16 protein-coding genes are annotated in these 18,884 nt (G+C 53.9%); 11 read left to right on the top strand and 5 right to left on the bottom strand.

The features are described from left to right. The first annotated feature begins 80 nt into the window (after positions 1–80). Positions 81–290, top strand: a complete 210-nt coding sequence (locus COO92_RS13875) for a hypothetical protein (protein ID WP_101303042.1) — start codon at positions 81–83, stop codon at positions 288–290. A 98-nt stretch (positions 291–388) separates the two neighbouring features. Here COO92_RS13875 and mutY read toward each other — a convergent pair whose 3' ends face one another. After that, on the bottom strand, positions 389–1,462 hold the full coding sequence (gene mutY, locus COO92_RS13870) for an A/G-specific adenine glycosylase (RefSeq protein WP_101303040.1): 1,074 nt from the start codon (positions 1,460–1,462) through the stop codon (positions 389–391). A 69-nt stretch (positions 1,463–1,531) separates the two neighbouring features. On the opposite strand from mutY, the gene COO92_RS13865 reads away from it, so the two are divergent. From COO92_RS13865 to COO92_RS13825, 9 genes are all read left to right on the top strand, one after another. Then, entirely contained in the window at positions 1,532–2,155 is a 624-nt protein-coding gene (locus COO92_RS13865) for a DUF721 domain-containing protein (RefSeq protein WP_101303038.1), read from the top strand. 233 nt (positions 2,156–2,388) lie between these two features. Then, positions 2,389–2,985: a thioredoxin domain-containing protein gene (locus COO92_RS13860; RefSeq protein ID WP_022731595.1), complete on the top strand. Its 597-nt coding sequence runs from the start codon at positions 2,389–2,391 to the stop codon at positions 2,983–2,985. Positions 2,986–3,061: 76 nt separating this feature from the next. Continuing rightward, positions 3,062–6,595, top strand: a complete 3,534-nt coding sequence (gene smc, locus COO92_RS13855; RefSeq protein WP_101303036.1) for a chromosome segregation protein SMC — start codon at positions 3,062–3,064, stop codon at positions 6,593–6,595. 65 nt (positions 6,596–6,660) lie between these two features. Then, positions 6,661–8,010, top strand: a complete 1,350-nt coding sequence (locus COO92_RS13850; RefSeq protein ID WP_165792365.1) for a class I SAM-dependent methyltransferase — start codon at positions 6,661–6,663, stop codon at positions 8,008–8,010. 226 nt (positions 8,011–8,236) lie between these two features. Next, a complete protein-coding gene (locus COO92_RS22295) occupies positions 8,237–8,812 on the top strand; it encodes an AtpZ/AtpI family protein (protein ID WP_240626438.1) in 576 nt (191 codons plus the stop codon). A gap of 34 nt (positions 8,813–8,846) precedes the next feature. After that, complete coding sequence (locus COO92_RS13840; protein WP_022731591.1) at positions 8,847–9,569, top strand: F0F1 ATP synthase subunit A; 723 nt, start codon at positions 8,847–8,849, stop codon at positions 9,567–9,569. Positions 9,570–9,629: 60 nt separating this feature from the next. Further along, entirely contained in the window at positions 9,630–9,854 is a 225-nt protein-coding gene (locus COO92_RS13835) for a F0F1 ATP synthase subunit C (protein WP_022731590.1), read from the top strand. Positions 9,855–9,928: 74 nt separating this feature from the next. Continuing rightward, the gene (locus COO92_RS13830) at positions 9,929–10,414 is read left to right on the top strand and encodes a F0F1 ATP synthase subunit B family protein (RefSeq protein ID WP_022731589.1); all 486 of its coding nucleotides are present in this window, start codon (positions 9,929–9,931) and stop codon (positions 10,412–10,414) included. Between the two features lie 4 nt (positions 10,415–10,418). Further along, positions 10,419–10,922, top strand: a complete 504-nt coding sequence (locus COO92_RS13825; RefSeq protein WP_022731588.1) for a F0F1 ATP synthase subunit B family protein — start codon at positions 10,419–10,421, stop codon at positions 10,920–10,922. A gap of 93 nt (positions 10,923–11,015) precedes the next feature. On the opposite strand, the gene COO92_RS13820 is transcribed toward COO92_RS13825, so the two are convergent. Beyond that, the gene (locus COO92_RS13820) at positions 11,016–11,981 is read right to left on the bottom strand and encodes a glutathione S-transferase family protein (RefSeq protein WP_101303032.1); all 966 of its coding nucleotides are present in this window, start codon (positions 11,979–11,981) and stop codon (positions 11,016–11,018) included. 156 nt (positions 11,982–12,137) lie between these two features. Here COO92_RS13820 and COO92_RS13815 point away from each other — a divergent pair, with 156 nt between their 5' ends. After that, on the top strand, positions 12,138–13,100 hold the full coding sequence (locus tag COO92_RS13815; RefSeq protein ID WP_101303030.1) for a LysR family transcriptional regulator: 963 nt from the start codon (positions 12,138–12,140) through the stop codon (positions 13,098–13,100). A gap of 28 nt (positions 13,101–13,128) precedes the next feature. Here the strand turns inward: COO92_RS13815 and COO92_RS13810 are convergent, their stop codons facing one another. The 3 genes from COO92_RS13810 to COO92_RS13800 are packed head-to-tail and all read right to left on the bottom strand — an operon-like array spanning position 13,129 to position 18,883. Continuing rightward, positions 13,129–15,204: a hypothetical protein gene (locus tag COO92_RS13810; RefSeq protein WP_101303029.1), complete on the bottom strand. Its 2,076-nt coding sequence runs from the start codon at positions 15,202–15,204 to the stop codon at positions 13,129–13,131. Next, complete coding sequence (locus COO92_RS13805) at positions 15,201–17,918, bottom strand: DUF4159 domain-containing protein (RefSeq protein WP_101303027.1); 2,718 nt, start codon at positions 17,916–17,918, stop codon at positions 15,201–15,203. The genes COO92_RS13810 and COO92_RS13805 overlap by 4 nt, the downstream gene beginning before the upstream one ends. After that, a complete protein-coding gene (locus COO92_RS13800) occupies positions 17,915–18,883 on the bottom strand; it encodes a DUF58 domain-containing protein (protein WP_101303025.1) in 969 nt (322 codons plus the stop codon). Before COO92_RS13800 ends, COO92_RS13805 begins: the two co-directional genes overlap by 4 nt. Position 18,884 lies beyond the last annotated feature (1 nt).

Below are 18,884 nucleotides of genomic sequence, written 5' to 3'. Positions count from 1 at the left end.
ACGTCGGCTTTTGCATTTTCAGGCGAAAGTTGTTATATCTTAGGTCTTGAACTTATCCGTAAGGATAGACGGAGGCGAAAATGCAGGCAGGACCAGTAGGTGGTGCAGGATACGCACCAAACCCGATCCAAATTCAGCAGGCGACAGCACCGATTGCTGAAACCGGCAGCAATGACTTGCAGTCCCCATCGTCACAACGTGTCGAGCAAACAGCAGAAGCAGAAACTTCGCAACAGGCTGCGCCAACGCCCACCGAGGGCCGAGGACAGGTTATCGATATCTACGCCTGATCGCGCCGAGCGAGTTTACAAAATGACAAAGGCCCGTGGTTTTAATCACGGGCCTTTGTTTTGGTTACCTCAAAGACATGTCGTCTTGACTGGGGGCTCTAACGATACGTCAGAGCATGTCGGACAATTTTTTTCATCACGGTCGGCAGGGCAAAATCGGCCAACCCGTCAATGGTTGTCCAACTGCCGTCCATCTGGTCAGCCTGATCAGCGGGCAGGGTCGTGGCCAGAACGCTGACGTTCAGGTGAAAATGGGTAAAGGTATGCCCGACAGTACCTTCAAGTTCTGACCATTTTGCCGTTATCGGCGCTTCGGACAGCATGACGTCGTCGGGTGTCTCAATGGCGCGCCAGTCACTGCCCGGAACCTCATAAAGCCCCCCCAGCAATCCTTTTTCCGGGCGGCGCCGGACCAGAATGCGACCGTCATCTTCGCGGCGTATCCAGAATGCATAGCCAACCCGCGTTGGTTTGGCTGCTTTTTTACGTTTTTTGGGAAGGTCGGGGGCGATGCCTGATTTGCGGCCTTCGCAATCGGCCTGCCATGGGCAGATGCCACAGGCCGGATTGCGCGGGGTGCAGATGGTCGCGCCCAAATCCATCAACGCCTGAGCATAATCGCCCGGTCGGTCTGACGGTGTCAGGGCTGATGATTTTTCCTTAATTTCCGGCTTTACATCGGGGAGCGGCGTTTCAAGCGCGAACAACCGCGAAATCACCCGTTCGATATTGCCATCGACCGGACTCGCATGACGGTTAAAGGCAATGGCGGCAACCGCGCAGGCGGTATAGGGGCCAATACCGGGCAATTTGAGCAAGCCTTCCTCGGTATCGGGGAAGATGCCATCATGTTCGTCTGCGACAACTTTGGCGCACTTATGCAGATTGCGCGCCCGGGCATAGTAGCCAAGCCCTTGCCAACCATGCAGAACATCATCAAGTTCAGCACGGGCAAGGTCTTTGACAGTCGGCCAGCGCTGCAAAAACGCATGAAAATATGGACCCACCGTTTGCACGGTGGTTTGTTGCAGCATAATTTCGCTGAGCCATACATGATATGGATTGGGCAAATCGCCCGGCTCTGATCGCCACGGCAGGGTGCGATGATGGCGATCATACCATTCAAGCATGCTGCGGTTGAGGCGATGTATTTCCTGATTGGTGAAATGCACGGCGTTCCCGTGTTATGTTGCGGGTTGAATGACGGGTAATTTTGATCTGACCCTACGAAAGAAGCGGGCGTGAGCAAGAAAAAAGATATCACCGATACGAATGCAGGGTCCGCAGCGGATCAGGTGTCGGGCGACTTGGCGGCAAAAAACGCCGTCAAAAAGAGACAGAATATCACCCCAATGGGCAGTTCCGAACGGCGCAATGGCCTTCGCAATGTTGCGCCGCTTGTCGGCAACCTAACACGTCCGTTGGTGCGTAAGCGCGGTTTTTTCCAAACTGAAATTATCCTGCACTGGGCTGAAATCGTCGGACGTGATTTGGAAAAATTCACGATGCCGGTCAAATATATCCAGCCACGCGGCGAAAATGCCGGTGGCGGCACATTGGTCATTCGGGTCAGTGGTCCGGTCGCGATCGAACTTCAGCATCGCATGCCCCAGATCATTGATCGGGTGAATACCTATTTCGGGTATCGTGCTGTTGAACGGATCAAAATGATGCAAGGCGATATATCGCGCCCTGAGCGCACGGTTCACACGCCGACATCGGTTCCCGAAGGCAATATTGCCAAGGCCAGTGAAATCAACATCGCCAAAATCGAAGATCCGCATTTGCGCGAAGTCCTGACCCGGCTTGGGCGTCATATCGCCGGGGCAACCGGCGGTCTTCGGCCCAAGGATGGCAAAAAATAACCTTGCACAAACAGGACGATCCGTCCCAAACAGGCGATCTGTTTTGACACGCGATGGGCATTGGGCCCGTCGGAAGATATCGAATCATTTTATTGGAATGTACGATCACGGAGTTGCCGCATTTTCCCGGCAGCTTGGCGACTCGTTGGTGCGATAGCTGTTTTGGCGCGCGTGTTGACTCCCGCGCTGCAACAGGCTTGTAATCACAAAACTTTGTTTTAACGGAGGTTTCCTTGCTAAAGGCAGTTAAGTTTTTTGCTGGCGCGTTTTTGTTGGCGCTCGGCGTTGTTAGCGCACAACCGTCACAGGCAGCAGAATGGAAAGAACATGTTCTGGGCGATGCCGATGCGCCAGTGACGATTATTGAATATGCTTCTTTGACCTGTCCGCACTGTGCTGCGTTCCACAATGAAGTCCTGCCTGAAATCAAGGAAAAGCTGATTGATACCGGCAAGGCGAAAATGATTTTCCGTGATTATCCGCTTGATGGTATCGCCCTTCGCGCGGCAGCCGTTGCGCAGTGTGCCGGTGATGACCGTTATTTCGGTGTTTTGAGCATGCTGTTTAAATCGCAGATGACCTGGGCCCGTTCGGAAGACCCGATTGAGGGCATCAAACAGGTTGTGCGGTTTGGCGGCATGAACGGTGATGCGGTTGATGCGTGTCTGGCCGACGAAGCCATGATTGACGCGATTGTTGCATCGCGCATGAGGGGTGAGCAGGAATACAGCGTTTCATCCACGCCAAGCTTTATCATTGATGGTGAAACCATTGCTGGTGCACGTGAAGCTGAATTCTTTATCGACAAAGTCGAAGACCTTATCGACTGACAAAATAAGATCTGCCGGGTACCGTCTGGGACGGTGTCCGGCGACAGGGGCAAAAGGTGCGGACCGGGGGACATGATTGGTCCAGTTTAAATCGTTACGGCTGACGGGGTTCAAATCCTTCGTCGATTCAACAGATCTTCTGGTTGAAGACGGGCTGACAGGTGTTGTCGGCCCGAACGGCTGTGGCAAATCCAATCTTGTCGAAGCGCTGCGTTGGGTCATGGGGGAAACCTCGGCCAAACAAATGCGCGGCTCGGACATGTCCGACGTTATTTTTGGCGGGACATCGTCGCGTCCTGCCCGCAACGTGGCCGAAGTGTCTGTGACGCTCGATAATAGCGAGCGCAAGGCACCCGCCATGTTCAACGATTTCGAAATGCTCGAAGTGACCCGGCGGATCGAACGCGGCGGTGGGTCAAATTACCGCGTAAACGGCAAGGATGTGCGTGCGCGCGATGTACAATTGCTGTTTGCCGATGCCGCGACCGGTGCGCGTTCCACGGCCATGGTCTCCCAGGGTAAAATTGGTGCGCTGATTGGTGCAAAACCAAGTCAGCGCCGCCTGATTTTGGAAGAAGCCGCCGGGATTACCGGCCTGCATTCACGTCGCCACGAAGCCGAACTTCGACTGAAAAATGCCGAACAGAACCTTGAACGTCTTGAAGACGTCCTTGTGACTCTCGATGGGCAAATTGCGTCCTTGCAAAAACAGGCGCGACAAGCCGAACGGTATCGCAAGCTCAGCATCGGCATCCGCCAGACCGAAGCACTGCTGTTTCATATCCGGTGGACGGACGCGCAGAAACGTCAGGAAGACGCCCGTGAAGTGCTGGTGGCCGGTGAAAGTGCTGTACGTGACCTGACATCGTCAGTCACCGAAGCCACCACCGTTCAGGCCCATATTGCCGCAAGTCTGCCCGACCTTCGCAAAAAAGAAGCCGATGCGGCCGCCGCCTTGCAACGTCTTTTGATCGAGCGTGAAGGTCTGGATAAAGACAAAGCGCAGATCGAAACCCAGATGAGCCAGCTGCGTGGGCGCATTCAGCAAATTGATGCCGATCTATCGCGCGAAGCCGAACTGGCAAGCGATGCACATGGCGCGCTTGAGAAGTTGAAAGCCGAGGGCGAAGAACTGCGTGATGCGCAGGGTGGTGAGGATGACGAGCTTGATATGGCCAAGGAAACGGCTGCTGAAAAGGCGCTGTTTGTCGAAGAGCTTGAAGCCGAGGCCGAAGTCCTGACCAGTAAGGTTGCCGACGAAGAAGCACGCCTGAAATCGGTTCAGCAACGTCTTGGTGAACTCAATGGACGGCGCAATCGCCTGACCGAGCGCCATGACGAAGCCGTTGCCAAACTTGATGATATTCGCATCGAGGCAGATTTTGACGAGGCCCTTGAAGAAGCAAGCATGCATCTTGAAGAGTGCGAAGAGCTGTGTGAGCAGCGCAAAATGGCAACCGAAGAAGCCGAAATGCGCTTGGCCGAATTGCGCGACCGCGAAGACAATCTGAAAACGGCTGAAAACGACGCCCGGGATGCTCTGCGTGATGCTGAAAGCAAAAAGTCGCGCCTTCAGGCGGAAATAGAAGCCCTAGAAAGCCTGCTTAAAGGCAACGCCGATCAGCAACACCGCGCCGTGATCGAAGATATTTCGGTGCAAAGTGGTCTTGAACTCGCGATGGCGGCTGCCCTTGGCGAAGACCTTGATGCGCCCGATGCCGATGACGCGCCGATGCATTGGTCGGTGATTGATCCGGCCACGGATGATCCTGCCTTGCCCGACGGTGTTGATGCCCTTGCCAAGTTTGTCGAAGCACCGGCCCTTTTGAACCGCCGTCTTTGGCAGATCGGGGTTGTTGATGACGAGGCAACCGGCAATTGGTTGGCCAAAAACCTGAAGGCAGGGCAGCGGCTTGTCTCGCGCGAAGGCGCGCTTTGGCGCTGGGATGGGTATCGTATTTTGGCGGGGGCAGAATTGCCGGCTGCTGTTCGATTGCGTCAGCGTAACCGCCTTGAAGAATTGCGTGGCGAACTTGAAGAAGCCGAGGCCATCGTCGAAACGGCAAGCGAGCGTTCGGAAATCGCCAACGAAAATGTCGAACGCCTCGAAGAAGAAATCGAAACGGCCCGTACTGCCGAACAGGAAACCCATCGTGCGGTGCGTGAGGCCGAAGGTACTCTGTCGCGTGCCCGCGAAGAAATCGCCAACATAAAACGCGATGCCAGCGCGATTGAAGGCCGTCTGCAAAACGCAGAAGAAGCCGAAAAGCGCGCCAAACTGGACCTTGATGAAGTCATCGCCGAATACAACGAGCTGTCAGCTCTGCCAGAAGAAAGCAGCGAAGGGCTGATGGAAATCAAGGCCGAACTGATCGAAAAACGCGCCAATCTGGCCGATGCGCGTGCCGATCAGATGGAAGCCAGAAGTCAGCTTGATCGCATGTTGCGTGATATGTCGGGCAGACGGAAGCGTCTTGAATTTGTTGAAAACGAAATTTCGTCATGGAATGAACGGGCGTCCGGTGCGGGGGAACGGATTTCGGAACTGCGCGAACGTCAGGAAGAAGCCCGGATGGAGATCGAGGAGCTTGAACTCAAGCCCGAAGAGATCGAAGAACGCCGCGCGATCCTGTCTGACCGGATTGATCTTTCTGATCAAACCCGTAAGGAAGCGGCCGACGCATTACAGCGTGCCGAAAATGCTCAGCGCGAAGCCGACGTCAACCTGAAAGAAGCCGAACAGAAACTGGCCGAAGCCCGCGAAGGGCGCGTACGTTGTGAAGCCCTTCTGGAGCAGGCCGAACAGCATCGTCGCGACTTGATCGAACGCATTCGCGAACGGATCAATGCGACGCCAGACCAATTGGTTGAGCTGGGTGAAATTGACCTGACCAAGGAACTCCCCGGCGAGGGTGATATCGACGCCCGTCTGCAACGCCAATCGCGTGAGCGTGAAAATCTTGGTGCGGTCAACCTCAGGGCTGAAGTTGAACTTGCCGAGATGCAAGAACAAAAAGATACCATGGTGTCTGAGCGTGATGACCTGACCGCCGCGATTGACAAATTACGCAATGGCATCAATCAGCTTAACCGCGAAGCACGTGCGCGGCTTAAAGTCGCCTTTGACGAAGTCGACAAACATTTCCAACAGCTGTTTGTTCGCCTGTTTGGCGGCGGTGGCGCGCATCTGATGCTGACCGATGCGGATGATCCGCTCGAAGCCGGGCTGGAAATCATGGCATCCCCGCCGGGCAAGAAATTGCAGCACCTGTCGTTGCTATCAGGTGGGGAGCAGGCCTTGACCGCGGTGGCGCTTTTGTTCGCGGTGTTTTTGACCAACCCGGCACCGATTTGCGTGCTTGATGAGGTTGACGCACCGCTTGATGACGCCAACGTTGACCGGTTCTGTAAGTTGCTTGAAGCGATTGGGCGTCATGCCAACACGCGCTTCCTGGTCATTACCCACCATCGTATGACCATGGCCCGCATGAACCGCCTGTTTGGTGTCACCATGGCCGAACGCGGTGTGTCATCGCTGGTTTCAGTCGATCTGCATCAGGCAGAAGTCTATTCCAAGAAAGAACAAACCGAACTTGATTTCACCGGTTAGGTCACTTTCCTATGGTGGCTTGGAATGTTACACCTCTTTGAAATTCAATGAAGGTGAAGGTGGCAATGTCCCAAAAAGTGCGTGAACTCTATGAACAGTATCCCTATCCACTGCGCGACCCGCAGCAGGAAAAGGACCGTTTGCTCATGCCGCCGATGGATAGCTTGTCACGGATTAATCATTATGGTTTTGCCGGGCGCAAAGTGATCGATAACAACTTCCGGGCGCTTGTCGCAGGGGGCGGCACCGGCGATGCCATGATCTGGCTTGCCGAGCAACTGCGCGACGCCGGGGGCACGGTGACCTATCTTGAGCCGTCGCTTGCCAGTACCAAGGTTGCCCGTGCGCGCGCCGAGGCACGCGGGCTTGAAAACGTTACCTACGTCAATGCGACGATATCCGACTTTGCCGCGTCAAAACCCGATGGATTTGATTACATCAATTGTGCGGGTGTGCTCCATCACCTTGAAGATCCCGAAGAAGGCCTGCGCGATTTGACGATGGTCCTGAAACCCGATGGGGTGATGGGGGTTATGGTTTACGGCGAACATGGGCGTCTGGCGGTTACAGAATGGCGCAAAATGGTCGCACCACTTTTGCCCGAAAAGGATCTGGGGGCGCAATTGTCCATGACCAGAGCACTCTTGGCCGACCTTCCCGAAGACAACATGTTGCTAAAAATGGGCGGCGGTCCGGGCTTTATCAAAGGGTTGCTTGAAAACGATCCGGAAATTGTCGATTTGCTGCTTCACCCTGTGGAATGTGCCTATGACGTTCACGGGGTGTATGACTTTGCCGCCTCGGCCGGATTGAAGGTTGCGGCCTTTACCGGGTTCTTTGGTTTTGGCGGCACAGGCAAGGCGCATTACGCCATCGAAAACCTTGTGCGCGATCAACGAACGTTGCGCGAATTGGCGACCAAGCCACTACGCGATCAGCAGGCCTTCTGTGAACGGTTTAGCGGGGCGATGCCGCTGCATGCGTTTTATCTGACCAAAGCCAAAGCTGAGGATGCAGACGATGCACAAGGTGCCGGTGGCGTGTTGCCCGACGCAGATTTGGCGCCTTATTTCTTTGTCCGGCCGAACGAGACGTTTTTTGACGATCTGATCGCGCTTTCGGGGCAGCCGGTTTTGATCGAAGATGGCAGCGGGAATGCAATTGACCTGACCGGCGGGCCTGATTTGGCAAAACTGCTTTCTGTGTTTGACGGGACCAGAACTGTTGAACAGCTTATTGCCGTTCTGCGTGATGAAATTCTGGATCGCCAACCCATCGACATGAACCAGATTGCCGCAAACACCCTTGGCGCTGTCTGGGCCTTGTTTAACAAGTTCGACTGGATGCTCGCCGCACTTCCTAATGGATGGCAACAGGCTGATCAGCAAAGAACACTTTCGGTGCGTAAGCTGTAAATTACTGATCCATCGGACGCCCCGGCGCGGTGTGCGCTGTCGGTGAATCGGCATTGGTAAAATTGCACTGTCTGGTTTCAAATTGCCTTTGGCGGGTGAAATATCGGTCACTTTGGTTGAAAACGCCCGAATAGATTGAAATTAAGATTAACTGTGATCTTGGGCACTCACTGTGCTTAAATGCGTAAGAAACAAGGAAAACCGCCGGTTGCAGCGGATGTTGCCCGTGACAGAGCAGTATAATCGTCTGCAACTATCGCCTAACGTCAAATGTGTTTTCCTTCACATTATGGTGGATAAGTCTTTATTTTTCATATGCTTAGGTGACTTATTGAGTGCCCTGTCAGGTGGGGTTTTACAGCTTGACAGCCCATGGGGTGCTAAGTATGTTGCCCGCGCATTTCCTTGCGACGTTTGCAAGGCTGCTAAAGCGGGGTTCACGACAATGAGCGATGACAAAGATCGCGCTTCATTAGAAGAGCTTGAGACGAAGCTTTCGGCAGTCGCGCACAAACGCGAAGAAAAGCACAGCCCGAACCGGGCGACTGGTAAACCATCCCAAGGGATGGCGATCGGCATGAGGATTTCGGCGGAAATGATCGCTGCGGTTCTTGTTGGTTTGCTGATTGGCTGGGCGCTGGATCGGGTGCTTGATACGACGCCTTGGCTTATTGTTCTGTTTGTCTTTCTCGGAGCAGGGGCTGGAGGTTTAAACGCTTATCGCGTTGCCAAAGGATACGACAGTGCTGTCGGACTTGGGCGTGCGATGAGGGAGCGCAGCAAGCAGGGCGACGAGGATTAACCTCGAAACCTTATAATATTGAGCGAGGATTACGGTGGCTGGACCGCTAGAGCAGTTTGAAATCAAACCATTGGCCGATCTTTCGGTTGGCGGTATTGACGTTTCCTTCACCAACTCCGCACTTTGGATGGTGATCGCAGCCGTTCTGGTAACGTGCTTCATGACGATGTCTATGCGTCGTGGTGCATTGGTTCCCGGACGCTGGCAGGGTGCTGCCGAGGTGATGTATGAATTCGTCGCCAATATGCTCAAAGACAACGTTGGAAGTGCGGGACGTAAGTATTTCCCGTTCATTTTCACGCTTTTCATGTTTGTGATGTTCGGGAACCTGCTTGGCATGATCCCGCACAGCTTTACTTTTACGAGCCACATCGCGGTTAACTTCGCGCTGGCTCTGGTGATTTTCATTGGTGTGACGGTCATCGGCTTTATGCGTCATGGTACGCATTACTTCCGGATGTTCTTCCCGGAAGGCGCGCCGATTGCGACCGCGATCATCTTGATCCCGATTGAAATCATCTCCTATTTCTCTCGTCCGTTCAGCTTGGCGATCCGACTGTTTGCAAATATGACAGTTGGCCACATCATGCTGAAGGTTATCGGTGGGTTCGTCGGCCTGATTGGCATTCTTGGCGTGCTTCCGTTTGCTCTTCTGACGGGGATTACTGTTCTGGAGTTCGGCATTGCTGCGCTTCAGGCTTATGTGTTCACAATTCTCACCTGCATCTATCTCCATGATGCAATCCACATGCACTGATGTGTGTGGTTTGGTGTGATCTCTTCTGATTGCCTTTAAGAAATTCGAAAGGGTGAAGTTATGGAACTCGATGCTGCAAAGATGATCGGTGCTGGCCTGGCTGCTATTGGTATGATTGGTGCCGGTATCGGTGTCGGTAACATCTGGTCAAGCCTGATTGCCACTGTTGGCCGTAACCCGGCTGCCAAAGCTGATGTAGAACTTTATGGCTGGATCGGTTTTGCCGTTACCGAAGCTATTGCGCTTTTCGCACTTGTCGTTGCGCTGATCGTTCTCTTCGTATAATCGGCGCCTTTTGAGCGAATACTCGGCCCGGCGAGGAACGCCCTCGCCGGTGTCGTTGAATTCGGGAGTAGGCTATGCCGCAGTTTGATATTGCGACGTTCTCAGAACAGATTTTCTGGCTGTTTGTTATTTTCACCATCTTGTATTTCTTGATGTCGAAAATTGCGCTGCCAAAAGTTGGTGAAGTTCTTGAACGCCGTCAAAAGAACATCGAAGACAATCTTGGCAAGGCTCGGGCGTTGAAAGACGAAACCGATGCCGCTATCGCGAAGTACGAGGCTGCTTTGGCAGAAGCTCGTGATGCTGCGCAAGCAGATATTCGTGAAGCTTCGGAAAAGGCTGCTGCAGAGCAGGCTAAAAAAACCGAAGCACTGGTCAAGAAGCTGTCTAAAAAGACATCTGATGCCGAAAAGGCAATTGTGGATGCCAAAACGGATGCGATGAAAGGTGTTGCGGAAGCAGCCTCTGAAATCGCCCGCGAAGCAACCGACAAACTTATCGGCGTCAAGGTTCAGGCCAAAACTGCCGACAAGGCTGTTTCGGCTATTGTAGGAGAGTAAGATAATGGCAACCCATGAGGTTACTTTCCTTACCGATCCATACACATGGACCACGCTTTCGTTCGTTTTGGTCGTTGGGTTTGGCGGGTTCAAAGCCGTCAAAGGGATCTCTGCTGCACTTGATAAACGTGCAAAGAAGATTTCCGACGACATTGACGAAGCTCAGCGTCTTCGCGAAGAAGCTCAGGAGCTTCTGGCCAATTATCAGGCCAAACAACGCGAAGCCCTGAAGGAAGCTGACGAGATCCGCGCGCATGCCAAGGCAGAAGCCGACCGTATGCTGGAAAGCGCCCAGGCTGAGCTCAAAGCGGCACTTAAGCGCCGTGAACAGCAGGCTCTGGAACGTATCTCCAATCTCGAAAGCCAGGCGGTTGCCGAAGTTCGTGCGCATGTCGCCGAAATCGCAACCAAGGCGACCATGGCCCTTGTTTCTGACAAGGTTTCTGGTGCCAAGGCTGACGAACTGGTTGATAACGCGATCGCGGAAATCAAGGGGCGCCTGAACTAAGATTTTCCGTTTTACGGATTTAAAAACCCCGCAGCACTGCTGCGGGGTTTTTTGTTTATCCTATGAAAACCATCACATGACTGCTTGGGGCTGTTATGAACCTTTGAACCTGTCGCGGTCATGGGGCGCATCGAAATCAAGAGCAGGCCCAATTGGCACCACACCGTGCGGGTTAATGGTCGGATGGCTTTGATAATAGTGGTTTTTGATGTGGTCAAAATGGACCGTTTCTTTGATCCCGGGATGTTGATAGAGCGCGCGGGTATAGTTCCAAAGGTTTGGATAATCGCGCAGCATCCGCAGATTGCATTTGAAATGCCCGTGATAGACCGGATCAAACCGCACCAGTGTCGTAAACAGCCGCCAATCGGCCTCTGTGATGCGATCGCCCGCAAGGTAAGACTGGGTTGATAAACGGTCTTCAATCCAGTCTAGCGCGTTAAAAAGCGTCTTGGCGGCGTCTTCATAGGCAGACTGTGTTGTGGCAAAGCCGGATTTGTAAACGCCGTTGTTGATCTCGTGATAAACGCGTTCATTTACTTGGTCGATTTCGCCGCGCAAATCTTCCGGGTAATAGTCGCCGGGCTTTGCTCCAACATCGTCAAACGCGCTATTTAGCATGCGGATGATTTCGGACGATTCATTACTCACAATGCTGTTGGTTTTCTTGTCCCAAAGGACCGGCACGGTGACACGACCGGTATAGTCCGGTTTCGCATCGGTATAGACCTGATGCATGAAGTCGCGGTCGGCCAGATCGTCAGCCAAACCGTCTTTGCGCGAAAACTCCCAGCCGTTTTCTGCCATATGCCAGTGAACCACAGACACAGAAATCATGTCCTCAAGGCCCTTAAGGGCGCGCATGATCAATGCGCGATGCGCCCACGGGCAGGCATAGGAAACATACAGATGGTAACGGCCTGCTTCGGCGGGGAAACGGGCATCGGCATCGTTGGACAGCCAATTGCGAAACGCAGAATCCTGACGTTTGAATTTTCCGCCCGTGCTTTTGGTATCGTACCACTTATCTTGCCAGCGTCCTTCGACCAACAGTCCCATCTTGTTTCCTCCGGCGTCGTCGTTTTGGATTTAGGGGATCTGCTTTACGCGATCCTGTTCCTATTGTCGTCATTTCCGCGTTGAAGACAATTAGGTGATGTGACATTAATTTGTTTCCAAACAGGCAACAGTTTGGCGGCAGGCAGGAGCAAAGTAATGTTGATCGGAAATCTTGATGCGATGACTGTTTTCGCCCGTGTGGTTGAAGAACGCAGTTTTTCAGGAGCGGCGCGAAAGCTTGGTATGTCAAAATCCGCCGTCAGCAAACATGTCACCAAGCTTGAAGACAATCTTGGCATCCGGCTTTTGAACCGGACCACAAGACGGTTGAGCCTGACCGATGCCGGATCAACATTTTATCAGCATTGCGCGCGCGTGGTCGAAGAAATCGAAACCGCCGAGCATGCCCTGACCGATTTACGCGGTACTCCGCGCGGCACACTGAGAATATCGGCGCCCCTGACGTTCGGGCAGATGTATTTGCCTGCCCTTGTCACAGAGTTCATGGAACAGTATCCCGGTCTGCATGTCGACATTCATCTGGCCGATCATATGGTTGATCTCGTCGCCGAAGGTGTTGATATGGCGATCCGTATTACCAGACTAAAGGACTCTAGTCTGATCGCGCGCAAGCTGGCTGATTTTTCCAGTCACATCGTTGCGGCACCATCGTATTTGCAAGAACATGGCGAACCGAAAACGCCACAAGACCTGACCCAGCATAAAACACTGTCCTACACCAACCTTCCCAGCCCGAATATCTGGGATTTCAACGGACCGGACGGACAGGTCAGCGTGCGCGTTGACCCGGTTTTATCGTGCAATAATGGTGAATTTACCTCAACCGCTGCAATTCGTGGGCTGGGTATCGCGCGCGAGCCGGAATTCATTGTCGCCCAAGCCCTTTTGGATGGACGTTTGGTGTCGATCCTAAAGGACTTTAATGCCGATAGCGGGGGGGGCATTTATGCGGTTTACCCCGAACGTCGCCATTTGCCGACAAAGGTTCGGGTCTTTATCGATTTTCTGGTGGAGAAATTCCGGGGCGGATTATGTTCGTTCCATCAACAAACCTGCGCTGAAGTGGCCCAAGGCAAAGGCCCCATTCGTTCGTCATAGTGACCCAAAGGCAAAATGGCAGTTCGACCTATTTGCTTTCCACCCGCCAGCCGACCAGACAAATCGCGCCGATCAACAGCGCAATCAACGGGATCGGCAACAGATTGGTGATGCCACCAACAATGGTGCGATAGCTGTCTGTTTCAAGAAAACCTGCCCAGTTCAATCCATGCCGAACCCGGTCGCTTGGGATATGACGGAAATCGGGAAGCCCGTTTTCAATACGCCCGATATATCCATCATTTTGCGCAACCAATCCGGCAAGGATTTCGGGGGTGGAATTTGTATTGCGTGATTCGGCGGTCAAAACATCACGATCAACATGCAAGGCCGTTTGGGTTCGGTCACTAAGGTCCCGTCCTCTTACCCGGATCAATCCGCGTTCAGCCATGGGAACAACCGCCTGCCATGTCTGGTCGGGTTGTTTTTCAAAGGCGGCATTTACCTGTTCACCGGTTTCGGGGTTGATCACACTTCCAATTTCGGGATTTGCCCCAATTTTTCGCCAGTTCAGGATCAGGCTTTCACCATCCGCACTGCGCACGCTCGTGATGGTGTTTTCATCGAGTGCCGGTTCTTTCATCAACCAATGCGATAACCGGCGCAGAAGTTCCGCCACCGGGCCACCACCATCATGACCACGCTGCCAAAGCCACATCTGATCGGAGCTGAGCATCGCAACCCGGCCTTCTTCGACCCTTTGAAGGGTCAAAAGCGGCATATCATCCGCACCTGTCATCAATGTCATGACATCAGGATCGGATGTTCTGGTTTCGATTTGCCGGTACCAGCGACCCCATTTGGGGGGCGTGCTTGGCGAGCCGGCAATTGCGGCTGTGACGGGATGTAACCGGCCGGCATCGTTCACGCGCGGCACAAACGGTTGTTCCATAATCCGGCCGGTCGCAACCGCAGGCATCAGGTCATTTAACACCGTACTCGAAAGCCCGTCCGGCCCGATATATTCCGGCCCGGCGACCACCAGCGCCGCACCACCCCACTTTACGTAGTCGACAACCTTTTCCAGATAATGAGCCGGCAGCACACCGCGCATTTGATAACGATCAAAAATGATCAAATCAAACTGGCGAAGGCGCACTTCAAACAGGTCACGAATTGGAAAAGGAATAAGAGCCAATTCATTGATCGGGGTGTCATCGCCCTTTTCGGGTGGCCGCAGAATGGTGAAATGCACAAGATCAACCCCCGGATCAGCCCGTAAAAGATTACGCCATGCACGTTCACCCGGATGGGGTTCCCCCGATAACAACAGTACCCGCAACCGGTCGCGAACCCCGGTGGTTTCAAGGATCAGGCGGTTGTTGGTTTGATCGGTTTCATCTTCAATCTCGTCCATGCGAAGTTCGGCCAAAACCGGTCCAGCATGGGGAACCGGGATGTTGATGCGGTGTTGTTCATTGGCGGGCAGGTAGATTTCTTTCTCGGTGCCATCTTCAAGCAACATGCGCACGGCAATTGGTGTGCCTTTGGCAAGGTCATGATCAATGGCCTCGACCATGAATTCCGCGTCCTTGCCAACAATGCCGTAATCGGCACTTTGGCGAATTTGCAATCGTCTGTCGTGTTCGTCTTCATGTCCGGTGATCAACACATGCAGTGGCGCGTCCAGATCAAGGCGGGCGGGCACATCGTGCACCTGACCATCGGTGATCATCATTATCCCACCAAGCCGTTCACGGGGAATGCCACCAAGCAAGCGGTCAACAACCGCAAACATGCGGGTATCAGATTGGCCTGTGACATCCTCAAACCGCAGTTCAATCGTATCATTACCGGCAAAACGGTCGCGTAGTTGCTTGATCGTTTCGTCGGTTTGCGCGGACCGATCACCAATTTCCTGACTTGCACTGCGATCCACAAGGACCAGCACAATGTCGCTCAATTTTTCACGGTCCTGATCGGCAAACTGCGGTGCCAACAGTGCAAGCAGCACAAGCACCATCACCACCCCGCGCCAGATGGTGCCGCGCAGTCGAAACAGGGCAAAAACCACCACCGCAATCAGGCACAGCACAGCCAGAATTTGCAAAATACCGATATCAAGCAACGGCGATATCTGAAGGTTCTGCCAGTCTTGGGTCATCGGCCAAGCCTTTCAAGGATGGCAGGTAAATGTACCTGATCACCCTTGTAGCTGCCGGTAAGCGCATACATCACAAGATTAACGCCAAATCGAAACGCCATTTCGCGCTGTCTTGGTGAAATATCCTCGGCGCGCATTTCTTCTCGGCCTTCGGGTAACATCCATGCCGATGCCCAGTCATTGCCCCCAAACAGCACCGATGCCACACCATCCAATCGCTGATCCGGGCGGGCATCAAGCCAAATGGGGGCCGAAAACCGGCCATAGGCATGATCAAGCAGATAAAAACTGCGAAATACGATGTGATCGCCCGGTGCACGATCAAGGATCGGGATTTCAAGACCGGCCAGAAGGCGACGCAACCGGGCGGGTTCAACTTCGCGGTCGCGACTGTCGATTAGGATCATGCCACCGTTTTCAAGGTACTTGTTCAACCGGTCACGTGCCCGTTCAGAAAATGGTTTCTGACCATCGACAAGCGGCCAATAGATCAAGGGATAAAAACTCAGTTCGTCTGTTTCCGGATTGACCCCGTCGACACTGCTAAGATCGGCCGCACTGCGTCGGCGCAGGATTTCGGTTAATCCCGCCATGCCCGCCTGACTAAGCCGGTCCACCGGTGCAACCCCGGTTTCAAAATAGGCCAGTCGGGGCGATAAGGCTGCTTCCTGAAGGGTTGCGGCATTACCATCGGTCGTCGATGACAGCATCACGGTGATGGTCGACGTGCCAAGCATCGCAAGTGCGATGAGGGTGGATGTCACCGCATTGCTTTGCCGGTTGCGGCGCAGACTGACGTGATGCACGGCCAATAAGGTAAGCCCATCGACCAGCAGTAAAAGCAACGCCCCAATCAGGCACAAGGCGGCAAGATCAATCTGGTTATGATCCGTGATTTTGCGTTTATCAATCCCGGATGGCCACGTCACATCATTGGCAAGTGATCCCAGAAACGGACCAAGGTTCAGGGCAACTGCCTGACCGTTTTCGCCGTAAATGCCGGGCGGATGACGTGGTGTCGGTGTGGCGAGTGGTGCGCGAAGGGGCAGGATCATCGCATCGGGTTGATGGGCCTGTCCAAACCCGTCGAGAACCGATTGCGGCGGTAAACTGGTTTGCAGTTCACCACTGTTGGGATTGCTCGGACTGGCAAGTGGCAGGATTCTTTGCCACAGCTCAACAAAAAGTCCCGACATCGGCAAGTTCGACCAATCGGCCCATGGGGTGACGTGAAACAGCACAAGGCGTCCGGCATTTTGCGCGGAGCTGGTAATCAATGGGGTGCCATCCGTCAGGCGCGCCCAGGTTTTGCTGAGGATATCGGGGTCTGGTTCGGCCAGCAATTGCCGGGTAATGGTAATTTCCGGTGGAATGGTAATGCCAAAAAACGGGCTGGTTTCGGGGAAATCAAGCAATCGTTTTGGCTTTTCCCATGACATGGAACCGCCAAAGTCGCGATTGCCCAAACGCAAGGTGACGGGCAAAAACTCATTGCCGATTTCTGTCGAACTGTCGCCCGCAAACCGCACCAGCATGCCGCCGTCGTTGACCCACCTTTCAAGGTTTTTATGTTGGCTGCCCAATCCTGAAATCGGGCCGGTTGCCACCAGAATGTCTACTTTCTGTTCCAGCAATTTGCCAAGCGGCTGATAGATGACTTCGGCATAGGGGGACAGCGCCCGATCAAGGAAGAAATACCGATCCGATAAAACCGCCGGACTGTCCCCGGAACTGACAATCACACCCACGCGGCGTTGTTGCCAACGCGCACCTGTTTGAAACACCGTCGCGGCACTTTCACGTCCCTCAACGCCGACGGTTTGAATGGCATTGGCGATATCACTTGGCAAAAGAACGGTCAGTTCGGTCTGTTCAGTATCGGCAGCAATTTCGGCATTGTGGCGCAACAGGACCGATCCACGTTCGCCGCGTGCAAGAAGATTGATCGTGCGGGCCGTGTCGCTGCGATTATGGGAAAGTGTGGCGATCAAGCCAGTGCGTGACCGGATCAGGGATCGTACCGCCATCCGATCATTAATCGTCGGTTCGATCACCGTGATCGGGGCGATTTGAAGAAGCTCCTCGGCAAGTTCGGATTTGCCGGGGTTTGCCATCTGGTCGCTGAGCCAAAGTACGCTGCCAATCGTTGTGTTCATTTCCTGTTGATTGGAAATCAGATCAGACAGGGCGAAATAATCAGCTGCCCAAGGACGCGGTTGTAACCGGCCAATAAGGTCTTGCGCTCCGCGCGGCGAAAGTGGGCCGACAATGTCGGGCAGTTTCCACGTGGTTGCACCGGCGGCCTCGGGGGCAGTGCGCGCGATATAAACCGATTGCAGATCAAACCGTGCCTTATTGATGATCTGATCCAAGGCCGAGCGGTATTGTGACCACTCGGATGCACTCGACCAGCCATTATCAACAATGATCAAAATCGCGCCGTTGTTTTGAACAAATTCGTTTCTGTTCATCACCGGGCGGGCTGCTGCGACAATCAGCAAGGTCAGAATAAGACAGCGCAGAATGGTTTGCCAGATTGGCGCACGCTGAACATCCCGGCGCTGGCTTTTTAAGCCGCGCAACAATCGGGCCGCGGGAAACGTGATTTGCTTTGGTGCGCGTGGGGCAGACCGGATTAACAGCCAGACAATCGGCAGGACCATAAGGCCTGCCAGCATCGCCGGATACAGGAATGTGATGGCCGAAAGGCTCATGACGTCTCCTGCGTTTTATGACCGTCCGGGATGGGGCGGTTCAGGTTGGGGCGTCCACGCCCGTTTGACCCGCTTTGGTTCTGACGTTCGCTAAGATGTTGATACAGTGCCAGAAGGGTCGGGCTTGCACTTTCCGATGTGACGTGACGGTCGCACAGCCAGTCGTTCTGGCGCGCAGCATCACGGACATCGGCCCGCCATTTTTGTGCCCGGCTTTTGAAACCCTCGGCGATGTCTTCGAATTTCTCGCTTTTGAAAATCAGGGTGTCATTGGAATCAAGGAAATTGACCCGCCCCTGAAACGGCGGCGAGATTTCAGCAGGGTCCAGAATATGAACCAGTGCCCCGTCATTCTGATATTGCCCCAAATGACGGAGGGCATTTCGTGTCTGGGTGCCGTGCTCGGCAAATTCCAGAAAATCGCCCAACACCAAAACAGAATGTTTGCGTCCCGGGTGCATGTTCAGGCCTTGCTCGGCGATGCTTGGTGGAGTGGCCAACATGGCATGTGCCAGTTTTTCCAGATGCTCGGCGGATGTAACCCGGGTACGTTCGACATCAAACGTGCCAACGGTTTCACCATTTCGGATCAAAAGGTCGGCCAGGGCAATCGATATGATAAGTGTGCGTTCGGCCTTGCTTGGAATGTCGCGTGCAGATGACCAATACATCGACGGCGATAACACCGGCCAGATCCAGTAATTATGACTGGCCTGCCATTCCGTTTGACGGATAAATGTATGATCACTGCGTGCGGAGCGGCGCCAGTCGATCTGATTGGTTGGATCGCCCGGAACATATGGCCGGAATTGCCAAAAATCACTGCCCGGCCCGACCTTGCGGTTGCCATGCAATCCCCCGCGCAGACTGATGGCTGTCCGGCGGGACTCATCAATCAGTTGGGGCAGTCGTGCCGCCAGCGCACGGGCAGCAGCAACATGATCATGCACGGCATTGAGCGCCAAT

The sequence above is a fragment of the Thalassospira lohafexi genome, from assembly GCF_002844275.1.
GTDB lineage: Bacteria > Pseudomonadota > Alphaproteobacteria > Rhodospirillales > Thalassospiraceae > Thalassospira > Thalassospira lohafexi.
Note: the sequence above shows the minus strand (reverse complement) of the source record. Positions and strands in the feature narration are given on the sequence as shown.

What these genes read in the sequence shown, in the direction of transcription:
- COO92_RS13815 (WP_101303030.1), top strand. Translation starts at nt 12,138, where the DNA reads ATGTTGATCGGAAATCTTGATGCGATGACTGTTTTCGCCCGTGTGGTT.
- COO92_RS13825 (WP_022731588.1), top strand. Translation starts at nt 10,419, where the DNA reads ATGGCAACCCATGAGGTTACTTTCCTTACCGATCCATACACATGGACC.
- COO92_RS13805 (WP_101303027.1), bottom strand. Translation starts at nt 17,918, where the DNA reads ATGAGCCTTTCGGCCATCACATTCCTGTATCCGGCGATGCTGGCAGGC.
- COO92_RS13810 (WP_101303029.1), bottom strand. Translation starts at nt 15,204, where the DNA reads ATGACCCAAGACTGGCAGAACCTTCAGATATCGCCGTTGCTTGATATC.
- COO92_RS13850 (WP_165792365.1), top strand. Translation starts at nt 6,661, where the DNA reads ATGTCCCAAAAAGTGCGTGAACTCTATGAACAGTATCCCTATCCACTG.
- COO92_RS13820 (WP_101303032.1), bottom strand. Translation starts at nt 11,981, where the DNA reads ATGGGACTGTTGGTCGAAGGACGCTGGCAAGATAAGTGGTACGATACC.
- COO92_RS13830 (WP_022731589.1), top strand. Translation starts at nt 9,929, where the DNA reads ATGCCGCAGTTTGATATTGCGACGTTCTCAGAACAGATTTTCTGGCTG.
- COO92_RS13835 (WP_022731590.1), top strand. Translation starts at nt 9,630, where the DNA reads ATGGAACTCGATGCTGCAAAGATGATCGGTGCTGGCCTGGCTGCTATT.
- COO92_RS13875 (WP_101303042.1), top strand. Translation starts at nt 81, where the DNA reads ATGCAGGCAGGACCAGTAGGTGGTGCAGGATACGCACCAAACCCGATC.